This window comes from Nitrosomonas sp. sh817 (assembly GCF_030908545.1).
Lineage (GTDB): Bacteria > Pseudomonadota > Gammaproteobacteria > Burkholderiales > Nitrosomonadaceae > Nitrosomonas.
The window spans coordinates 1,648,066-1,668,147 of the sequence record NZ_CP133083.1 but is presented as its reverse complement, the minus strand read 5'-3'; the positions used below and the strand labels follow the sequence as shown (position 1 = coordinate 1,668,147).

At 50.2% G+C, this 20,082-nt stretch carries 14 protein-coding genes; 8 read left to right on the top strand and 6 right to left on the bottom strand.

All coding sequences use genetic code 11. The annotated features are described in order from the left end of the window. Positions 1-118: 118 nt before the first annotated feature. Together RBH92_RS07815 and RBH92_RS07810 are read left to right on the top strand one after the other, a co-directional pair. The gene (locus RBH92_RS07815; RefSeq protein WP_374049927.1) at positions 119-2,647 is read left to right on the top strand and encodes a 3-hydroxyacyl-CoA dehydrogenase/enoyl-CoA hydratase family protein; all 2,529 of its coding nucleotides are present in this window, start codon (positions 119-121) and stop codon (positions 2,645-2,647) included. 22 nt (positions 2,648-2,669) lie between these two features. Further along, positions 2,670-3,869, top strand: a complete 1,200-nt coding sequence (locus RBH92_RS07810) for an acetyl-CoA C-acyltransferase (RefSeq protein WP_307931553.1) — start codon at positions 2,670-2,672, stop codon at positions 3,867-3,869. 26 nt (positions 3,870-3,895) lie between these two features. Here RBH92_RS07810 and RBH92_RS07805 read toward each other — a convergent pair whose 3' ends face one another. From RBH92_RS07805 to RBH92_RS07790, 4 genes are all read right to left on the bottom strand, one after another. After that, positions 3,896-4,876 (bottom strand): BPSS1780 family membrane protein, encoded by a 981-nt coding sequence (locus RBH92_RS07805; RefSeq protein WP_307931552.1) that lies wholly within the window; start codon positions 4,874-4,876, stop codon positions 3,896-3,898. Between the two features lie 46 nt (positions 4,877-4,922). Beyond that, positions 4,923-5,873 (bottom strand): homoserine kinase, encoded by a 951-nt coding sequence (locus tag RBH92_RS07800; RefSeq protein ID WP_307931551.1) that lies wholly within the window; start codon positions 5,871-5,873, stop codon positions 4,923-4,925. 78 nt (positions 5,874-5,951) lie between these two features. Further along, on the bottom strand, positions 5,952-6,353 hold the full coding sequence (locus tag RBH92_RS07795; protein WP_292923919.1) for a DUF2782 domain-containing protein: 402 nt from the start codon (positions 6,351-6,353) through the stop codon (positions 5,952-5,954). 58 nt (positions 6,354-6,411) lie between these two features. Further along, entirely contained in the window at positions 6,412-7,131 is a 720-nt protein-coding gene (locus RBH92_RS07790) for an LOG family protein (protein WP_307931550.1), read from the bottom strand. Between the two features lie 14 nt (positions 7,132-7,145). On the opposite strand from RBH92_RS07790, the gene polA reads away from it, so the two are divergent. Further along, positions 7,146-9,887 (top strand): DNA polymerase I, encoded by a 2,742-nt coding sequence (polA, locus tag RBH92_RS07785; protein WP_307931549.1) that lies wholly within the window; start codon positions 7,146-7,148, stop codon positions 9,885-9,887. 184 nt (positions 9,888-10,071) lie between these two features. Here polA and RBH92_RS07780 read toward each other — a convergent pair whose 3' ends face one another. Then, positions 10,072-12,582: an Rne/Rng family ribonuclease gene (locus RBH92_RS07780; protein ID WP_307931548.1), complete on the bottom strand. Its 2,511-nt coding sequence runs from the start codon at positions 12,580-12,582 to the stop codon at positions 10,072-10,074. 490 nt (positions 12,583-13,072) lie between these two features. Between RBH92_RS07780 and RBH92_RS07775 the strand changes: the two genes are divergently transcribed. Continuing rightward, on the top strand, positions 13,073-14,089 hold the full coding sequence (locus RBH92_RS07775; RefSeq protein ID WP_374049926.1) for an RluA family pseudouridine synthase: 1,017 nt from the start codon (positions 13,073-13,075) through the stop codon (positions 14,087-14,089). 34 nt (positions 14,090-14,123) lie between these two features. On the opposite strand, the gene RBH92_RS07770 is transcribed toward RBH92_RS07775, so the two are convergent. Next, a complete protein-coding gene (locus RBH92_RS07770; protein WP_307931547.1) occupies positions 14,124-14,774 on the bottom strand; it encodes an arylesterase in 651 nt (216 codons plus the stop codon). Between RBH92_RS07770 and RBH92_RS07765 the strand changes: the two genes are divergently transcribed. Genes RBH92_RS07765 through RBH92_RS07750 form a run of 4 tightly spaced genes read left to right on the top strand, consistent with a single transcriptional unit; the run spans position 14,773 to position 20,067 of the window. After that, a complete protein-coding gene (locus tag RBH92_RS07765) occupies positions 14,773-15,465 on the top strand; it encodes an ABC transporter ATP-binding protein (protein WP_307931546.1) in 693 nt (230 codons plus the stop codon). The two genes, RBH92_RS07770 and RBH92_RS07765, sit on opposite strands and share 2 nt — an antisense overlap. 45 nt (positions 15,466-15,510) lie before the next feature. Beyond that, entirely contained in the window at positions 15,511-18,021 is a 2,511-nt protein-coding gene (locus RBH92_RS07760) for an ABC transporter permease (RefSeq protein WP_307931545.1), read from the top strand. A gap of 10 nt (positions 18,022-18,031) precedes the next feature. Continuing rightward, a complete protein-coding gene (gene hemW / locus RBH92_RS07755; protein ID WP_307933943.1) occupies positions 18,032-19,225 on the top strand; it encodes a radical SAM family heme chaperone HemW in 1,194 nt (397 codons plus the stop codon). 44 nt (positions 19,226-19,269) lie between these two features. After that, entirely contained in the window at positions 19,270-20,067 is a 798-nt protein-coding gene (locus RBH92_RS07750) for a formate/nitrite transporter family protein (RefSeq protein WP_307931544.1), read from the top strand. Positions 20,068-20,082: the final 15 nt, after the last annotated feature.

Sequence of the window (20,082 nt, the reverse complement as noted above, 5' to 3'; positions counted from 1 at the left end):
CTTCCGCTGCAGCCGCTGGATCAAACTTGCGCTTTAGCGTTCATGCTTGTACTCTTCTATTCAAAATCAGCATCAGAAAAGCTAATCAATAACCAACCGGATTCGGCAGGAGGAGAAATTGAGAGATCAGCGCTTCTTAGTGCGTAAAGCAGCGGTACTTGGAGCCGGCGTGATGGGCGCGCAGATTGCAGCGCACTTGGTGAACGCGAATATTGAAACATTGCTGTTCGAGTTGCCGGGAGAAGCGGACAATCCCAATAGCAACGTGATCAAAGCCGTGGAAAAACTCAAAAAGCAAGAGCCTGCGCCATTATCGATTAAAAGCAAAGCATCGTGTATTCAACCGGCCAACTATGATCAGCATCTCGAATGGCTGAGAGATTGCGATCTGGTGATTGAAGCGATCGCGGAACGTATGGACTGGAAACGCGACTTGTACGCCAGGATTGCGCCTTATTTGGGGGAATCTTGCGTATTCGCCAGCAATACCTCGGGATTGTCGATCGATCAACTCGCCGAAGCATTTCCGGAAGATTTGCGTCATCGTTTTTGCGGTATTCATTTCTTCAACCCGCCACGCTACATGCACCTGGTTGAATTGATACCTTGCCAAGCCAGCGATGCGGACATGCTGGATCATTTGGAAGAATTTCTTGTAACCGGCTTGGGGAAAGGCGTTATCCGGGCGAAAGACACACCGAATTTCATCGCCAACCGCATTGGCGTATTTTCGTTGCTGGCAACGATGCATCATGGCCGGTCATTCGATTTCGGCTTCGATCTGGTCGATGCCTTGACCGGCGTATTGATCGGCCGGCCCAAAAGCGCGACGTTTCGCACCGCGGACGTTGTCGGATTGGATACTTTGGCGCATGTCATCAACACCATGCGCGATACCTTGCCGGATGACCCATGGCACCGGTATTTTGAGGCCCCGGATTGGCTGCAGGGATTAATCGAAACCGGGGCGCTCGGAGAAAAAGTTAAACGCGGTGTCTATCAAAAGCGCAACAATGAAATTCATGTTTTGGACCGGCATTCCAATGCGTATCGCGTATCGGGCGCGGAAGTCGACGAGGATCTGAAACGTTTGTTGAAGTATAGCAATCCAGTCGAGAGATTTGCTGCGTTGCGCAGCAGCCAACAGCCGCAGGCGCAATTTCTGTGGTCGATATTCCGCGATTTGTTCCATTACTGCGCGGTACAGCTGGAATCGATTGCCGATAATGCGCGCGATCTGGATTTGGCGATGCGGTGGGGGTTTGGCTGGAATCAAGGACCTTTTGAAACCTGGCAAGCTGCCGGATGGAAACAAATCGCCGGGTGGATTCAAGAAGATATCGACGCAGGCAAAAGCATGGCGCAGGTGCCGCTGCCGCCGTGGGTGATGACAATTGCCAATAACGCGCAGCCGGTGGTTCATTCCAATGCGGGATCCTTTGCGCCTGCCGCGGATCAACTGCATGCGCGGTCGCAATTGCCGGTTTACCGGCGCCAGCTTTTTCCTGACCGGTTATTGGGTGAGGATACTTCGTATGGTGAAACCATTTTTGAAACCAGCGCAGTGAGGTTGTGGCACACCGGCGATGAAATAGCCGTACTGAGTTTTAAAAGTAAGATGCATACCATCGGCATCGATGTGCTGGACGGCATACAACAAGCGGTTAAAGAGGCCGAACAAAACTGGCGGGCTTTGGTAATCTGGCAAACCGAGCCGCCTTTCTCCGCCGGCGCGAATTTACAAAAAGCCGCGGAAAAACCCAAACCTGAAGCGCAGCCGGGCAATGCGCCACCGCCGCCGCCCCAGCCGCCCACCGCATTCCAGATGCTGTTGAAAAAGTTGAGAAAAACAACGCAAACCGCGGTGCTGCAGGTTGCGCGTGAACTGGATCTTGCCGATGTCTTGATGGCCAAGAAACTGGTGGAAGTCGAAGCGATGATCCGGCAATTTCAGCAAACATCGCAAAGGTTGCGCTATTCGATGATTCCGACTGTCGCGGCTGTCGACGGCTTGGCGCTCGGTGGCGGTTGCGAATTTGTCATGCATTGTGACCGCGCGGTCGCAACCATGGAAAGCTATATCGGATTGGTGGAAACCGGGGTCGGGCTGTTGCCGGCGGGCGGCGGTTGCAAAGAACTGGCCATGCGAGCTGCGCAAAGCGCCAAGGATGGCGATCCATTCCCGCATTTGAAATATTATTTCCAAACGGTAGCAATGGCGGAATTGGCCAAAAGCGCTGAGCAAGCCAAAGAACTCGGCTACTTGCGTTTTGCCGACACTGTGGTGATGCACCGGTTTGAGTTGTTGCATGCTGCCAAGGCCCAGGCATCGGCATTGGCGGAAGCCGGTTACCGGCCGCCGTTGCCGATGCGCGAAATCCCGGTTGCGGGTAACACCGGTATTGCGACCATTCAGAGTCAATTGATTAACATGCGTGAAGGCGGATTCATTTCCGAGCACGACAATCTGATTGCCACCAAAGTGGCGCATGTGATGTGCGGCGGCGATCTGACACCCGGCAGCCTGGTCGATGAAGACTGGTTCCTGGAACTGGAGCGTACCGCTTTCATGGAATTGCTGGCCACCGAGAAGACCCAGGCGCGAATCGAATACACGCTTAAAACCGGCAAACCGCTGAGAAACTGATATCACGATCGACGGAGATCCTATGACAAAGCAAATTCAAGAAGCTTATATTGTGGCTGCCGCACGCACACCGGTCGGCAAAGCGCCGCGCGGCATGTTTAAAAACGTGCGGCCTGATGACATGCTGGTGCATGTGTTGCGGACCGTGATGAAACAATGTGAAGGATTGGATCCCGCTGCGATCGATGATGTCATTGTCGGCTGCGCCATGCCGGAAGCGGAGCAGGGTATCAATGTCGCTCGTGTTGCATTGCTGCTGGCAGGTTTACCGAATAGCGTGGCCGGCATGACAGTCAATCGTTTTTGCGCTTCCGGCTTGCAATCTGTCGCATTGGCTGCGGATCGTATCCGCCTCGGTGAAGCGGATGTCATGATCGCCGGTGGAACCGAAAGTATGAGTATGGTACCGATGATGGGTAATAAAGTTGCGATGAATCCGGTGATGTTCCAGCACGAGGAAAATGCCGCGATTGCTTATGGCATGGGGATGACGGCTGAGAAAGTGGCTGAGCAATGGAAAGTATCGCGCGAAGATCAGGACGAATTTGCGTTAACCAGTCATCAACGTGCGATAAAGGCAGCCGCAAGCGGTGAATTCAAAGATGAAATCGCGCCGTATACCATCGATGAGAAACGCCCCGATTTGATCACGCATACAGTACGAGAAGCAATCGCTGTCAAAGATACCGATGAAGGGCCGCGGGCCGATACCAGTCTCGATGCGCTGGCAAAATTGCGCCCGGTTTTCGCCGCAAAAGGCTCGGTAACTGCGGGAAATAGTTCGCAGATGTCGGATGGCGCGGGCGCGGTGGTATTGATGAGTGAGGCTGCGCTGAAACGTTTCAATTTGACTCCGCTTGGACGTTTCGTAGGATTTTCGGTGGCCGGTGTGCCGCCGGAGATTATGGGCGTCGGTCCCATTAAAGCCATTCCAAAAGTATTGCAGCAAACCGGCATCAAACAGGATGATCTGGATTGGATTGAATTGAATGAAGCTTTTGCCGCACAAAGCTTGGCCGTCATCCGCGATTTAAATTTGGATCGCAGTAAAGTCAATCCGCTCGGTGGTGCCATTGCATTAGGCCACCCATTGGGAGCTACCGGCTCTATCCGGGTTGCAACCTTATTGCATGGTCTCCGGCGTTATCATAAAAAATATGGCATGGTGACCATGTGTATTGGCAGCGGGATGGGTGCAGCCGGTATTTTTGAAGCTTTATAAGCGGTTGCAGCAATCGAATGAATGGATTATTCGTTCGATTGTTGCGCGGCTTGATGTTGCTCGCGATGTTTGTCACTGCAATAAAATTGTTCTTTGTCAGTAATCGCTTCATGACGCGGGATGCGTAAATGGCACTGCGCGCATTCCACCAGTTCATCGTGTTCTTTTAGTGTGTTCTCACCCGGAGTTGCAGTTTCCGTTTTTTTGTTATGGTCATTCGAGTTTGATTCATTATCGGCATGACTCCAGTTGGCTTTCTGAAAATCCGCTTGGTTACCCGTGTTTTTGAAGCGAATGGGTTCCTTCAGAAAAATATCTTTGTAGCTCACATAAATCGATGCAAAAATCGTGGGAATCAATACCACCAGTCCGACACCGTAAGGCATAACGCTGATAATGGTCAGGATAATGAGCACGATGCCATAGATCTGGAATGGAATAATATTTTTCAAACAGGCAAAAAAACTTTTTTGCATTGCCGGAATTGGTTCAATGTTATGAAAAATAACCAATAACGGGGAGAACCAGGAAGCCATCATCAACGGAATGGAGAGCACTAAGGCCAGCAGTATTGAAGTCAGGAAACTACTCATGACACCCATCAATTGGGTTTCGTCCACTCTTTTGCCATATAGCATCATGTCGGTCATCTGAGAACCGCCGATCAGCATGACCAAACCGATAATCAATACTTGTCCAATCAGATAAATACCGCCGATGGTGATTAATGGCGTCACATTACGCTTAAATGCCGCAAATAGATGTGCGATTTCAAGTGCCTTGCCTTGTTCCATATCTTTGCAACCCAGCATGATCCCGGCAAGGAAAACCGGCGATACCAGCGTGAAGATGAATTGCCCCAGCATGGGTATCAATGCAATGGTCATGGCAACGAGCATCAGCGTAAAGCATACGAATACCCAAGGGAGCGGTGCTTTTGCAAACAGATAAAAACCGCTTAAGATCCATTGCAGTCCTTGTTTGGCGTTGACTTGATGAATTTCCATGGATGCGTCTCCAGTTAATTTCAGTGATCGGGATGAATATCAGCAGCTATACCCACAGCTGCTGCAGTTTCTTGGTATTGGCAATGTGGTTCTGCAAAATGTCGCGGAAATGCGTTGGGTCTTTGGCGTGCGTTAACTCACCCGGACGTGGTAAATAATAATCGTAAAGCCGGGAAATCCAGAACCGCAATGCACCCGCACGCAGCATCGTGGACCAGGACGCATGTTCGGATGCGGTGAGCGGACGGATGGCGTGATAGGCTTTTATCAGTAAAAGCGTGCGCTGCTCATCCAATACTTTGTCTCCAGTCATGCACCAATCGTTGACGGTAATTGCCAAGTCATACAAGAAAAAATCGTTACAGGCAAAGTAGAAATCGATCACTCCGCCAATGTGGTGACCGGTAAACAGGATATTATCGCGAAACAGATCCGCATGAATGACGCCGCTTGGTAATGCATCTGCAGGTGTTTTGCGGTGAAAATCCAACTCGCTGGTTAACAGTGATTGATCGGCGGCGGATAGGAACGGTGAAACTTCCGGCGCTCTTGCTTGCCGCCAAGCGGGTCCGCGCGGGTTGCCCATGTGGCCGGTATACGATTGTCCCGCGATATGCATGTTTGCCAGCATGGCGCCAACTTCTGCGCATTGCGCACCGGTCGGCGACAGCACGGATTGTCCGGGTAAACACGTAACAATCGTGGCGGGTTTGTCATTCAACTCACCGAGCAATTGCTGATCCAATCTGGGAATCGGGGCAGGGCATGGGATACCGTGTTGTGCCAAATGCGCCATCAAATTCAGATAATAGGGTAATTCCGCGTTGGTTAATTTTTCAAAAAGCGTTAATACGTATTTACCCTCTGTCGTCGTCACAAAATAATTGGTATTTTCGATACCCGATGAGATACCTTGCAAATGGACAAGCTGGCCAAGCGAATAATCTTTTAACCAAACTGTAAGCTGGCTATCCGTGACAGGGGTAAAAACAGACATGAATTCGTTGAATAAGAAAGCGGAGCGATAATATGGGGAATATGTTTTTAATACAATTGTTTGTTCAATATTTCTCAACTAGAATTTTAATATCTGCCACATGGGAGGACTGACATCAATACCTGCTTCTCCAGGATGATTGTGATAATCACGCGCGGTATTTTTTTTCAAGTAATACGGAGGGCCGATGCGCGGTATGACTTTAATCATCAGTAGCTCTCCATTAACACGATGCTCTTCAATAATATCCTCCCCGCGTTTAATGATGGTTACTTGCGTTTCCAGTTCAGGATCCGCTTGAATATCCGGTAGATGTGGCGGCGGGTCTGCCAGTTCCGCCGGTAATTCCGGAGGTTCTGGCAAGGGAATCAAGTTTTCCGGGTGTGACGGTTTTTTCGCTTGCTTGGGCTGTTCAGATTGCGCTATGACGGGCGTTGCAATGCTAAGCAGCAGGATTAGAATGAGTCGATGCAGGTGCATGTCAGTTGCCGGTAAGTCCAGATATAGCGGATATTCTACCTAAAATTGTTGGTATAAGTTACAAATTGAGCTGAATTTCTTTTTCCGCGGCAGTAGGTTCGAATCCGCTGGTCTCATAATATTGAAAGATTGCCTTGACCACCTGATCCGGTTCATCGATGACTTGAATTAAGTTCATGTCTTCAGCTGAGATGAAACCTTCAGCAATCAATGCATTTTTAAACCAACCCAATAATCCATTCCAGAACGCTGAATACACGAGAATGATCGGCATTTTGCGGGTTTTCCCGGTTTGCACCAGTGTGAGCGCTTCCATTAATTCATCCAGAGTGCCGAATCCTCCCGGAAGAACGACGTAGGCGGTTGCAAATTTCACAAACATGTATTTGCGTGCAAAAAAATGCCGGAAAGTTTGACTGATATCTTGATAGGCATTGCGGTGTTGTTCGTGCGGTAGCTGTATATTGAGGCCGATACTGGGAGATTTTCCATAATAAGCGCCTTTATTAGCAGCTTCCATGATCCCGGGGCCGCCGCCGGAAATTACTGCGAATCCCGCGTCGGAAAGTTGTTTTGCAATTTGCTCGGCTAATTGATAGTGTGGATTGTCGGGATGAGTCCGGGCGCTGCCGAAAATGCTGACAGCGGGTTGGATGGTATCGAGACGCTCTGTTCCTTCGACAAATTCTGCCATAATTCCGAACAATCGCCATGATTCTTTGGCTGACCAGGGTTTTTCGACAGACATTTGGGTATTCAGTTTATCTTGTAGGCTCATAGGAAATTAAAAGAATGAAAACATTGCTGTTGGTTGATGGTTCATCGTACCTGTATCGCGCGTTTCATGCGTTGCCGGATTTGCGTAACCGTCATAACGAGCCGACCGGAGCCGTTCATGGTGTGCTCAATATGCTGCGGCGCTTACACAAAGACTATCATGCGGATTATAGCGCGTGTATTTTTGACGCAAAAGGCAAAACATTCCGCGACGAGCTTTATCCGGAGTATAAAGCGCATCGGCCTGCCATGCCGCATGATTTGGCGGTTCAGATCGAACCATTGCATGCATGCATACGCGCAATGGGTTGGCCGATGCTGATCGTTGACGGCGTGGAAGCCGATGACGTCATCGGCACCCTGGCAAAGCAGGCAGTGGAAACAAACATGCGTTGCATCATTTCAACCGGCGACAAGGATATCGCGCAACTGGTTAATCCGCAGATCACATTGGTGAACACCATGACTAACGAAGTGTTGGATGAAGCCAATGTGCTGGCAAAATTCGGCGTGCCTCCCGAGCGGATTCTGGATTATTTGATGTTGGTGGGGGATGCCTCCGATAATGTCCCGGGGGTGCCGAAAGTTGGACCTAAAACGGCGGTTAAGTGGCTGGTGCAATATGGTTCGTTAGCCAATTTGATTGCGCATGCGGATGAAATCAAGGGTGTAATCGGTGAAAATTTACGCAAAACACTGGATTGGTTCGACACGGCGCGCCAGCTGATTACGATCAAATGTGACGTGAATCTGCCGGTTAAAATATCCGAACTCGCGCCGCAACCTCAAGATACCGAAGCGTTGATCGAACTTTATGAAAGATTGGATATGAAAGCCTCGTTGCGGGAGTTGCAGCAACAAGCCGGTACTTATCAAACGAATCCAGTCGGCTTGAATCATCATTCCGGCGCGATAATGCCCAGTATCCATGATGATTCTGTGTCAACGAAGCCGGGAGATTATCAAGCAATTTTATCGGAAGCGGACCTTGAAACGTGGCTTAAACGGCTGGAAACCGCTTCACTGGTTGCTTTGGACACTGAAACCACGAGCTTGGATCCGATGCAGGCAAAGCTTGTCGGTATTTCGTTCGCAACGGAAGCATGCCATGCAGGGTATCTGCCGCTCATGCACAATTATGCGGGCATGCCGTCGCAATTATCCCTGGATTTCGCGTTGATGAAACTGAAGCCTTGGCTGGAAAATGTTTCCCGAGCAAAACTGGGACAGAATATCAAGTACGATAAGCATATTTTTGCAAACCATGGTATTGAATTGAAAGGGATTGCGCACGATACTTTATTGCAATCGTATGTCTTGGAATCGCATCAGCCGCACAATATGGATAGCCTGGCTATGCGGCATCTCAATGTTAAAACAATCAGTTATGACGAGGTCACGGGAAAGGGTGTCAATCGCATCGGATTCGATCAGGTTGCCATCGATAACGCAACGCAATATGCCAGCGAAGATGCGGATATTACGCTGCGGCTGCACCAAACGTTATATCCCAATATTGCACAGGATGACCGATTAAGCGGCATCTACCAAAATATCGAAATGCCCATTCTGGAAGTATTATTTGAAATTGAGCGTAATGGCGTACTGCTGGATTACCGGTTATTACAAAAACAAAGCCACGAACTGGGCGAAAAGCTTTATGCCCTGGAAGTGCAAGCGCATGCACTGGCCGAACAGCCATTTAATCTGAATTCCCCGAAGCAAATTCAGGATATTTTATTTAACCGGCTGAAGTTGCCGGTCATCAAAAAAACGCCGACCGGCGTGCCTTCGACCGATGAAGATGTATTGCAGCAATTGGCGCTCGACTATCCATTACCAAAATTGCTGCTTAACTATCGCAGTCTCGCCAAATTGAAATCCACTTATACCGATAAACTGCCACTAATGAAGAATCCGGTCACAGGCCGCGTGCATACCAATTATGCGCAAGCCGTCGCGGTGACCGGCCGCTTGGCAAGTTCGGATCCAAATTTGCAGAATATTCCGGTTAGAACGGCGGAAGGCCGCAGGATTCGTGAAGCGTTTATAGCGCCGCCAGGCCACCGAATCCTATCCGCAGATTATTCGCAAATCGAGTTACGGATCATGGCGCATATTTCGCAGGACGAAGGCTTATTGAAAGCTTTTGCTGTCGGCGAGGACATTCACAAGGCAACCGCCTCTGAGATATTAGGGATAACACCGGATCAGGTCGATCAAGAACAGCGCCGGTACGCGAAAGTGATTAACTTCGGGCTTATTTACGGCATGTCGGAATTTGGATTGGCCGCACAACTCGGTGTTGAACGTGGCGTGGCTCGAGCCTATATGGAACGCTACTTTGCGCGTTATCCCGCAGTCGAACGATACATGCAGCAAACCCGGGAGCAAGCGAGAAAATCCGGGTATGTCGAAACCGTATTAGGCCGCCGGTTATGGTTACCGGAAATTAATCATGCCAACGGTAATCGCCGGCAAAGCGCGGAACGGGCCGCCATCAACGCACCGATGCAGGGAACAGCGGCTGATATCATCAAGCTCGCAATGATCGCCGTAAGCGATTGGTTAAATCAACATAAGCTGCACAGTAAACTTATTATGCAGGTTCATGATGAATTGGTTCTTGAGGTTCCCGAAGGCGAAGTCGAGGTAATGCAAAAAATGCTACCGGAGCTGATGGGCAATGTATTAACACTGAGCGTGCCATTGCGCATTGAAGTCGGGGTTGGTGACAATTGGGAGCAAGCACATTGAGTGTGATTCGAATGTGCCTGCGCTAGGGAAACGCTGATTAATTGACTGCGCGAGCGAATCACTTCGTTACGCGGTTCTCGCATCCTCGCCTATCTTGTTGATATGTCTCGGTTGCTGCGTTCCGTGCGCCTCGTGCTTCCTCTCGTTCGCCGGATTAATCAGCATTTCCTTAGGTATTATCAGATTACTCGCGTGTTTCTATTTGAACCAGCGGCTCCGCTGAAGCTTCAGCGGTGGGTTTGGTTTTCTTCCTCGGCCGTTTAGGAATCACGATTTCTTCAGCAATCATCTCAACTTTTTCGGGCGGGGTCTCGATCATCACAAGACCGGATTCAGAAAAATCCGGTAGTGTTTTGCGGACGATCGGAGCTGCAGGTTTTTCTTCGGTTGTTTCGGAAACTGGCACCGGCGGATCAATGGCAGGCGCTTTAGCAACGGGTTCCTTGAGGACCTTGGAGGGTTGAATATCGGCTATCTCAACTTGTGGTGCTTGTTCGTTTTCGATGCGCGCGACATCTATCACGGAATCGGCAACGGCAATGAAGTTTTGCGCTGAATCCGTTGAATCATTTTCCTCGTTAACCTTGCTGACGCTCTCTAATTGGTCGCGGGGTTTTGTACTGCGGTGCCGGCGTGTACGCTTGCGATCAGTGGTTTTAGCATTAATGCCGTCTGCGGTTTCAATTGGTTTTTCCGTCGTCAGTTCATCCGCTGCCGTCTCCTCGGTGCGCACGTTGTTACGCTGCCGGGCAGGCCTGCGATGGTTCTTATGCGATTCCGCGCTTTCGTCAGTAGTATCATGTGCTATGACTGTAACATCCGGACTGATTGAATTGACTTCAGGGTCGGGCGATTCATTTGGCTTCGCTTGTCTAGCTCCCGATGAGTCTTTGTTGCGGTCACTTCGCATGCGGCCGCCGCGACGGCCTCGTGAACGCCCACGTTCTGATGTTGATCGCGATTTGTCGATTTCGGTCGATTGTTTTTCTTCTAAACTAATTCTCGTTTCTTCGACGCTTGCCGGTTTGAACCAGCTAAAAAATTTATCTAAAAGCGACGTGTCGCGTGACCTCTCATCTCTGATGGGAGCCGGTTGCGCGGGTGTTATGCCTTGAACGGCCGCTTGCGGCCGCGCGGGCTTGCTTTTCGGTTCAATCGCGATTGCCTGATTATCATCCGCATTTTTCTCTACCATCTTATAACTGGCAATGGATTCTGTAGCTTTGATATCTTCGTGACGGATACGGGTTACCGTGTAATTGGGGGTTTCAATATGAATATTAGGTATCAAGACAATATTGATTTTTTGCCGCACTTCAATATCGTATATTTCCGGTCGCTTTTCATTGAGCAAATAGGTAGCGACGTCCACTGGCAGCTGCACATGCAACGCATAGGTATTTTCTTTCATCGCTTCTTCTTGAATGATCCTGAGTACATGCAGTGCTGATGAATCGGTGCCACGAATAAAGCCGGTTCCTTGACAGCGCGGGCATGGAATATAATTGCTTTCACCGAGTGATGGACGAAGCCGCTGGCGGGAAAGCTCCAGCAACCCGAAACGGGAAATCTTGCCCACCTGGATGCGTGCGCGATCCTGACGCAGCGCTTCATGTAGTCGAGCTTCAACTTCACGCTGGTTTCGTTGCACGTCCATATCGATGAAGTCGATTACGATCAATCCGCCTAAATCGCGTAACCGTAATTGCCGGGCGATTTCATCGGCTGCTTCAAGATTGGTGTTAAGTGCCGTGTGTTCAATGTCTAATCCGCGGATTGCACGTGCTGAATTGACGTCAACGGATACCAACGCTTCGGTATGATCGATCACGATAGACCCGCCTGACGGTAATGGAACTTGCCTGGAATAGGCTGTTTCGATCTGATGTTCAATCTGAAAACGTGAGAACAACGGTACATCATCATGATAAAACTTTAGTCGATCAACATTCGCCGGCATCACATGTGCCATGAATTGGCTGGCTTGCTCGAAAATGTCGCGGCTATCGATCAGGATCTCGCCAATTTCTTGATGAAAATAATCGCGAATGGCTCGAATCACCAAGCTGCTTTCCTGGTAAATCAGGAATACGCCATCCTGACTGTTCGCCGCTTCTTCAATTGCATACCAAAGCTGCGTCAAGTAATTCAGATCCCATTGAAGCTCTTCCGCACTCCGGCCAATACCGGCAGTACGAGCAATAATGCTCATTCCATCCGGGACTTCAAGTTGTGCAATCACTTCACGTAAATCATTCCGTTCGTCGCCAGTAATGCGGCGCGATACGCCGCCGCTATTCGGATTATTCGGAATCAGCACCAGATAACGGCCAGCGAGAGAGATATAGGTGGTAAGCGCCGCGCCTTTGTTGCCGCGCTCATCTTTATCAACCTGAACGATTAGTTCTTGGCCCTCTTGCAAAAGATCTTGCACGCGGCCGGTTGCGGCTACGTTTTCAGCAAAACAGGAGGAGGCAATTTCCTTGAAAGGCAAGAAACCATGACGCTCACAGCCATAATCGACAAATACGGCTTCCAAACTCGGTTCGATCCGCGTGATAACAGCTTTGTAAATATTGCTCTTGCGTTGTTCCTTACTGACTGATTCGATATCCAGATCAACGAGTTGCTGACCATTTACAATTGCAACCCGCAACTCTTCAGGCTGGGTCGCATTAAATAACATTCTTTTCATTTCCAAACCTTACGTGTTCATTTTATTAATTTCCTGATCCCAATCGAGTGGGATAGATTTTTTGGTATACGTAGTTGTGATGACGAGGTCTGGGTTTTATATTTTTATAATAGCTTATGTTTATCAATTATTTATTTCTTTTTCTTAATGTATTTGTTATGTTAAAAAAACTTTCTGAGCTTTCTGAGACGTATTTATTGTAATTTTAAGTAATTCAATATTATATTAGAACCCGGTTAACTACTGCTATCCTGCCGTACGGTCACGTTTAAGGTAACAGATTTTACATAAAGTTCCAAATACAAACTGATTTTTCTGTAATAATATTAGTGAATTTCTCACTGTAGTCTGTAAAAAACCAAAATATTCCAGAGAAAATTCGGGTTCATTTTCCAGAAAGAATTTTCAATGTGTTAATTTTTACAGAAAGAGGGCTAAAAAGAAATAAAAAAATTACCTCGCCATCGCTAATAAAACCTTTCTTACCATCTTGAACGATCATCGCACAACAATTCCGAATTCCGGTAAGTTTCTGACATCAGTTTGCAAAGAGCATATTGAAGAATCAGGAAATGATCAGCGGATTGATAATTTCCTGTTCAAGCGGCTGAAAAATATCCCGAAGAGTCATATCTATCAATTGCTCAGAAGCGGTCAAGTCCGCGTTAACGGAAAACGGATTGACGCCAAATACCGCTTGCAGCTTGGTGATCTGTTGCGTATCCCGCCGATTAGCAACCTGTCGAACCAAAGTCCTGCATCGCAAACTGCTATCAGTCCCCGCAAAACATATGCTTTCTCCATCTTGCATGAAGATGACGCTTTGCTGGTTATCAATAAGCCCAGCGGCATGGCTGTTCATGGAGGGAGCGGTATCAGTTTTGGCGTAATCGAACAATTGCGGATGCAGAATCCATCCTGGAAATTTCTGGAACTCGTGCATCGGTTGGACCGGGAAACATCCGGTGTGTTACTTCTCGCTAAAAAAAGGAACGCATTAGTCGAGCTTCATCGCCAAATCCGTGAAGGATCGATGAAGAAACATTATTTAGCAATGGTCAAGGGGCAATGGCGCAACGCTAGACAACACGTCAAGCTGGCGCTCAACAAATATATCGCCGCGAACGGTGAACGTCGCGTGGCTATATCGCCACAGGAACAGCCGAACAGTAAACCGGCGCATACAATATTTACATTGCGTAGCGCATGGAAATCGTTCAGTTTATTGGACGCTGAGATCAAAACCGGGCGCACGCATCAAATTCGTGTGCATCTGGCACATCTCGGTTTTCCCATTCTGGGCGATGATAAATACGGTGATTTTGAGATCAATAAGCAACTGGATAAAGCAACTGCGTCATATCGGCTGACGCGCATGTTTTTGCATGCGCATACACTGCAAATTGCGCATCCCGTTACGGGGATCACGATGACATTGCAAGCGCCGCTGCCTGAGGATTTGCGGAAATTTGTCGAGTGCTTGGATGAATCGGAAACAATCAGTTAGAAGGCAAACAACCGGATACCCAAAATTTGATGGATTACTCGGATTGATCCGGTTTGGCGGCAACCTTTCCGGTATCGAGCATGGTTTGCAGTACCTCCCAAACATTTTCTGCGATCATTGCTTGCGCCATTTCATTGGGATGTATCCCATCCGGTTGAAAATAATCGTGTTTCTCGCCAAAGCCGGTGAGTAAGAATGGGATTAATTCAGTTTGATAGCTTTCAGCGAGTTGCTGGAAGATTGCCTGGAACTTTTGCGTATAAGTACCACCATAGTTGGGTGGTAATTGCATGCCGACAAGCAGCACTGCCGCATTAGCTTGCAAGCATTTCTCGATGATCGTTGCCAGATTCTCATAAATCGATTGAATCGCCGCGCCGCGCAACCCGTCGTTGGCTCCCAACTCGAGAATCACGATCCCGGGCCGGTGATTCTCAAGCGCTTGCGTAATTCGATTGCGGCCGCCTAGTGATGTTTCGCCGCTGACGCTGGCATTGATAATCCGGTAGCTGGCATGCTGCGATTGCAGCCGTTGCGATAATAGATTAACCCAACCGGCTTCTACCGGTATACCATAGCCGGTTGACAGGCTATCGCCAAAAACCATGACCGTTTTGCTCACCGCCGACGCAGGAGCCGCAAACGCGATAACGATAAATAGAATCAACAGGAAGTTTTTTTTCATGTTAGTGGATGACCAAAATAAACAATATGTTATTCGTACTGATGCGCTTACCAAGCAAGTAACAACCGGTGAACAGCAACTGACCATTTTGCACGATATCAATTTGCAAATCACATCCGGTGAAGCCGTCGCCATTATAGGCGCATCCGGATCCGGCAAATCGACTTTGTTGGGTTTGCTGGCCGGATTGGATTTACCGACATCCGGGAAAGTTCATCTGGATTCGGTCGACATCTTCGCATTGGACGAAGACGAGCGGGCTGCTTTGCGCGGCAAAGTAATGGGTTTTGTGTTTCAATCGTTTCAACTGTTACCCGCCTTAACGGCGCTGGAAAATGTCATGCTGCCGCTGGAGTTGGCGCGTATTCCCGATGCCGAAACGCCGGCCAAGCGCTTGCTGGAGCGGGTAGGGCTGGGGCAACGCTTGGATCATTATCCCAAGCAATTGTCCGGTGGGGAACAACAACGGGTAGCGATCGCACGGGCATTTGCGACCAATCCGCGGTTATTGCTGGCCGACGAGCCGACGGGTAATCTCGACTCAGCAACCGGCACGCAAATTATCGAATTAATGTTCGAACTTAACCGCGAGCATGGCACGACGCTGGTTTTGGTCACGCACGACGAAGCTTTGTCACGGCGTTGCTCGCGCCAGATCCGGCTGGTCGATGGACGGTTGATTCACGAATGACGATTCTGCGCGGTTTTAATCATTATTCCAATAATCAACGCCACCATGTATTCAATTAAATTACCTTTTCAAATGATGCGCCGGGATTGGCGCGCGGGCGAATTGAATGTGTTGTTGCTGGCGCTGATCATTGCGGTGAGCGGCATGGTGACGGTCGGCTTTTTTGCGGAACGTGTCGAATTGGCCCTGGCCCGGGAGAGCAACCAGTTGCTGGGAGCGGATTTGTTACTGATCTCCAGTAAGCCGATCCCCGGGCATTTTGCCGAAGAAGCCGGCCGGTTAGGTCTTAAAATTTCATCGCTTACCAAATTTCCGAGCATGATTTCCAATGGCGAAGGAAATCTTCTGACGCAGATAAAAGCCGTGACAGATGGTTATCCATTGCGCGGGCGTGTTTATTTATCCAGCCAGCCGTCCAGCGCCGCCGCATCGCAACCGCAGTTGCAAGCCGCAGATGGAATCCCGCCACGGGGTGCTATCTGGATCGATGAAAAAGTCATGGCGCAACTGGCGCTGCGGGGCGGGGATGTTGTCGAAGTCGGCGCCACGCAGTTAATCGTAACCGAATTGATTGTGCGTGAACCGGATCATTCGGTGGGATTCATTAATATGGGCGCGCGCGCCATGATAAACGCCGGCGACCTGGAAGCCACCGGTTTGATCCAGGAAGGCAGCCGTGTTTCTTACCAATTGCTGCTTGCCGGAGAGATCGACTCGGTGAAGCAATTTCGTGATTGGGCAAAAAAACGGTTGACTAACTATCAACGGCTGGAGGGGATTCGCGATGCCCGGCCTGAAATCAAGGCAGCGTTGCAACGCGCGGAGAAATTTCTGAATTTGACCGCGCTGGCCAGCGTGGTGCTGGCAGGGGCAGCGATTGCATTGGCGGTGCGCCGTTTTACCCAGCGGCATCTGGATGGCTGCGCCGTGATGCGCAGTCTGGGCGCCAGCCAGAACCAATTGCTGTTTTTATATCTTGTTTACTTCATAAGTTTCGGAGTCATCGCCAGCGCGATCGGCTGCTTCATCGGTTTCGCCGGGCAACAAGCGTTGGCGCTGTGGTTGACAGGCATTGTCGAGACCGATCTGCCTTGGCCAGGCGTTATGCCGGTGCTGCAAGGGTTGTTGCTGGGCTTGGTTCTGCTGCTGGGTTTTGCCTTGCCGCCGGTGCTTAACCTGCGCAGCGTTCCGGCTTTGCGGGTATTGCGGCGCGATGCCGGTTTGTCCAATTTTCACAGCATCGCCGGTTACTTATTAGGTTTGGCGTCTTTATCGCTGCTGTTCATTTGGAAAGCGCAAGACTTGAAACTGGGTCTTTACGTGGTGACCGGTTTTGCAGCCGCAATCGTCATCTTCGGTTGCCTTGGCTGGCTGCTGATCGGCATTCTGGCAAGCATCCGGCACCAGGCCGGCGGAGCCTGGCGCTATGGGCTTGCCAGTATCCGCCGCCGTTCGATTTCCAGTATTTTGCAAGCCGTAGCGCTCGGTTTAGGGCTCATGGCACTGTTGATCCTGACGCTGATTCAGGATGATTTGGTCAAGGATTGGCACGCCAGCTTGCCGCCGGAAGCGCCGAATCATTTCCTGGTGAATATTCAGGCCGATCAATTACAGCCTTTGGAAGAATTTTTTCAGCACCATGCGATGGAACAACCCGCGATGGCGCCGATGGTCCGCGGGCGTTTGGCGCAGATTAACGGCAAAAAAGTGTCTGCGAAAAATTATGCCGACGATTTACACGCTGAACGCCACATCCGGCGCGAATTCAATTTATCCTGGGCGAACGAGCTGGCGCTCGATAATCAAATCGTGCAGGGTGTCTGGTGGCAGGATGGCAGCAATGAACCCGAGTTGTCGATCGAAGAAGGCATTGCAACGACTCTGCGCGTCAAACTGGGCGACACCTTGACCTTTGATATTGCAGGCAGTCATTTCACCGCAAAAATCACCAGTATCCGGAAAGTCGATTGGGATACCTTCCGGGTCAACTTTTTTGTGCTGGTACCGGCAGGGCAACTGGAAAATTATCCGGTGAGTTATATCACCAGCTTTTATGTGCCGCCAACCGATCTTGCGGTGATACATGATCTGGTTAAAGCTTTCCCGAATATTCTGGTCGTCGATGTTGCATTGGTGATCCGGCAGGTACAGCAGATGATTCAACAGGTTTCCCAGGCAATCGAATTTGTTTTCTTGTTTACTGTGCTGGCGGGCTTTGCAGTGTTATACGCCGCCATTGCCGCTACGCAGGATGAACGCATTCAAGAAGCGGCGATTTTCCGGGCGTTGGGCGCTAAGCGTGAACAATTGTCGCGGGCTTGGGCTGCGGAATTCGCAATACTCGGCGGTTTGGCGGGATTATTCGCATCCGCCGGCGCGACCGCGATGGGATTTGCCATCGGCAAGCATGTCTTGCATCTCGAATATACGTTCAATCCCTGGATTTGGGTGGTAGGAATTTCAACCGGCATTATCGGCGTTTTAATCGCAGGGTTGCTGGGCACGCGCTCGGCGCTTTCGACGCCGCCGCTATTGACGCTGCGGAAACTAGGTTAATTCCATGTCCATGCCGGTTTTGCCAGTCCCGCAATTTAAAGCGCTTCCGCCGCTGAGTTTGTATGTTCATATCCCCTGGTGCCTGAAAAAATGCCCGTACTGCGATTTCAATTCGCATGAAATCCGCGAGCAGGGCAACCAGGCGCTTGAAGACGATTACGTGAAGGCGTTGATCAAAGACCTGGAAACGGCGTTGCCGGATATTTGGGGCAGGCGGCTCAGCACCATTTTTTTCGGTGGCGGCACTCCCAGCCTTTTTAGCGCGAACGCGATCGACACGCTGTTAACCGCTATCCGCATGCTGCTGCCGGTGGAGCATTTCGCGGAAATTACCCTGGAAGCCAACCCCGGCACCTTTGAAGCGCAGAAATTCGCCGATTACCGCAAAGCCGGGATTAACCGGCTATCCATCGGCATACAAAGTTTTAACCGGCAACATCTGCAAGCGCTCGGCCGCGTGCATGACGACCAGGAAGCGCACCGCGCGGTCGAGATCGCGATGAAAAATTTCGACAACATCAATCTCGATTTGATGTACGCGCTACCCCGGCAATCCTTGCAGGAAGCACAGCAAGATATTGAAACCGCTTGCGCGCTGGGCGTCACGCATGTTTCCGCTTATCATTTGACCCTGGAACCCAACACGCTGTTTCACCGCTATCCGCCGAAACTTCCGGATGACGAGCAAGCCGCGCAAATGCAGGAAATCATCGAGTTAACCGCTGCCAATCATCACTACCGCCACTACGAAACTTCCGCGTTTGCGCAGACCGGCAAGGAATCCCGTCACAATTTGAATTACTGGCTGTTCGGCGACTATCTCGGTATCGGTGCCGGCGCGCACAGTAAAATCAGCTTTGCCGATAAAATCGTGCGCCAGATGCGCTATAAACAACCCAAAGAATACTTGTCCAGAGCGCATGCTGGAGATTCGCTGATTCAAACGCAACAGCAATTGACGATCGATGACCGGGGTTTTGAATTCATGATGAACGCGCTCCGGCTTTCCAGCGGTTTTGACACGGTTTTATTTCGCGAGCGGACCGGATTGCCCATCGCCGCCGTGCAAACGCAGCTTGAAGAAGCCGAACAACGCGGCCTGCTGGTGCACGATCACTTGCGCATCAAACCGACCGTGCTCGGGCGGCGTTTTCTCAACGATCTGCTGCAAATCTTTCTGCCTGAAAATAATCCCGCCGGATAATGCGCTAAAATCGCAACCTCGATTTTTTGCTGAAGGTAAACACGATGGCGTATATCAAACCGGAAGAAATCCTAGAAAACATGCTGCAAGCGGGCGCTAAAAAAGCCGGCTTGCCGGTAAAGCAATTGCTGATCCGCGGATTTCTGGCGGGCGCTTTCCTGGGCTATGCGACGACTTTGGCAATCCTGGCGGCGACCCAAACCGGCTGGGGGATGGCGGGCGCAATGGTATTTCCAGTCGGGTTTGTGATGATCGTGCTGCTCGGATTGGAATTGGCGACCGGTAATTTCGCGCTGATTCCCATCGCAGTCGCAGATCGCCGGACAACCTTTTCGCTATTGCTCAAAAACTGGACCTGGGTACTGATCGGCAACCTCGCCGGCAGCGTTGCCTACGCCTATTTGTATTGCATCGTCGCCACCAAAATGGGCGCCATCGACCCGGCCACCTTACCGGCATTGCAACGCACCATCACCATCGCCGAAACCAAAACACTCGAATACGCCAAGCTCGGTTTCGACGGAACCGTCACCGCCTTCGTCAGCGCCATGCTGTGCAACTGGATGGTCACGCTGGGGGCCGTCATGTCATTTACCTCAACCGCCACCATCGGCAAAATCGCCGCCATGTGGCTGCCGATCATGACTTTCTTCGGTTTAGGCTACGAACACGCCATCGTCAACATGTTCGTCATCCCCGCCGGTATGTGGTTGGGCGCGGATATTACCATCGCAGATTGGTGGCTATGGAACGGCATTCCGGTAATCGCAGGCAATCTGCTCGGCGGCATGTTGTTTACCGGATTTTTGTTGTATTGGAGCTATGAGAGAGCTGCGGGTTAAGTTTAAAATAAACAA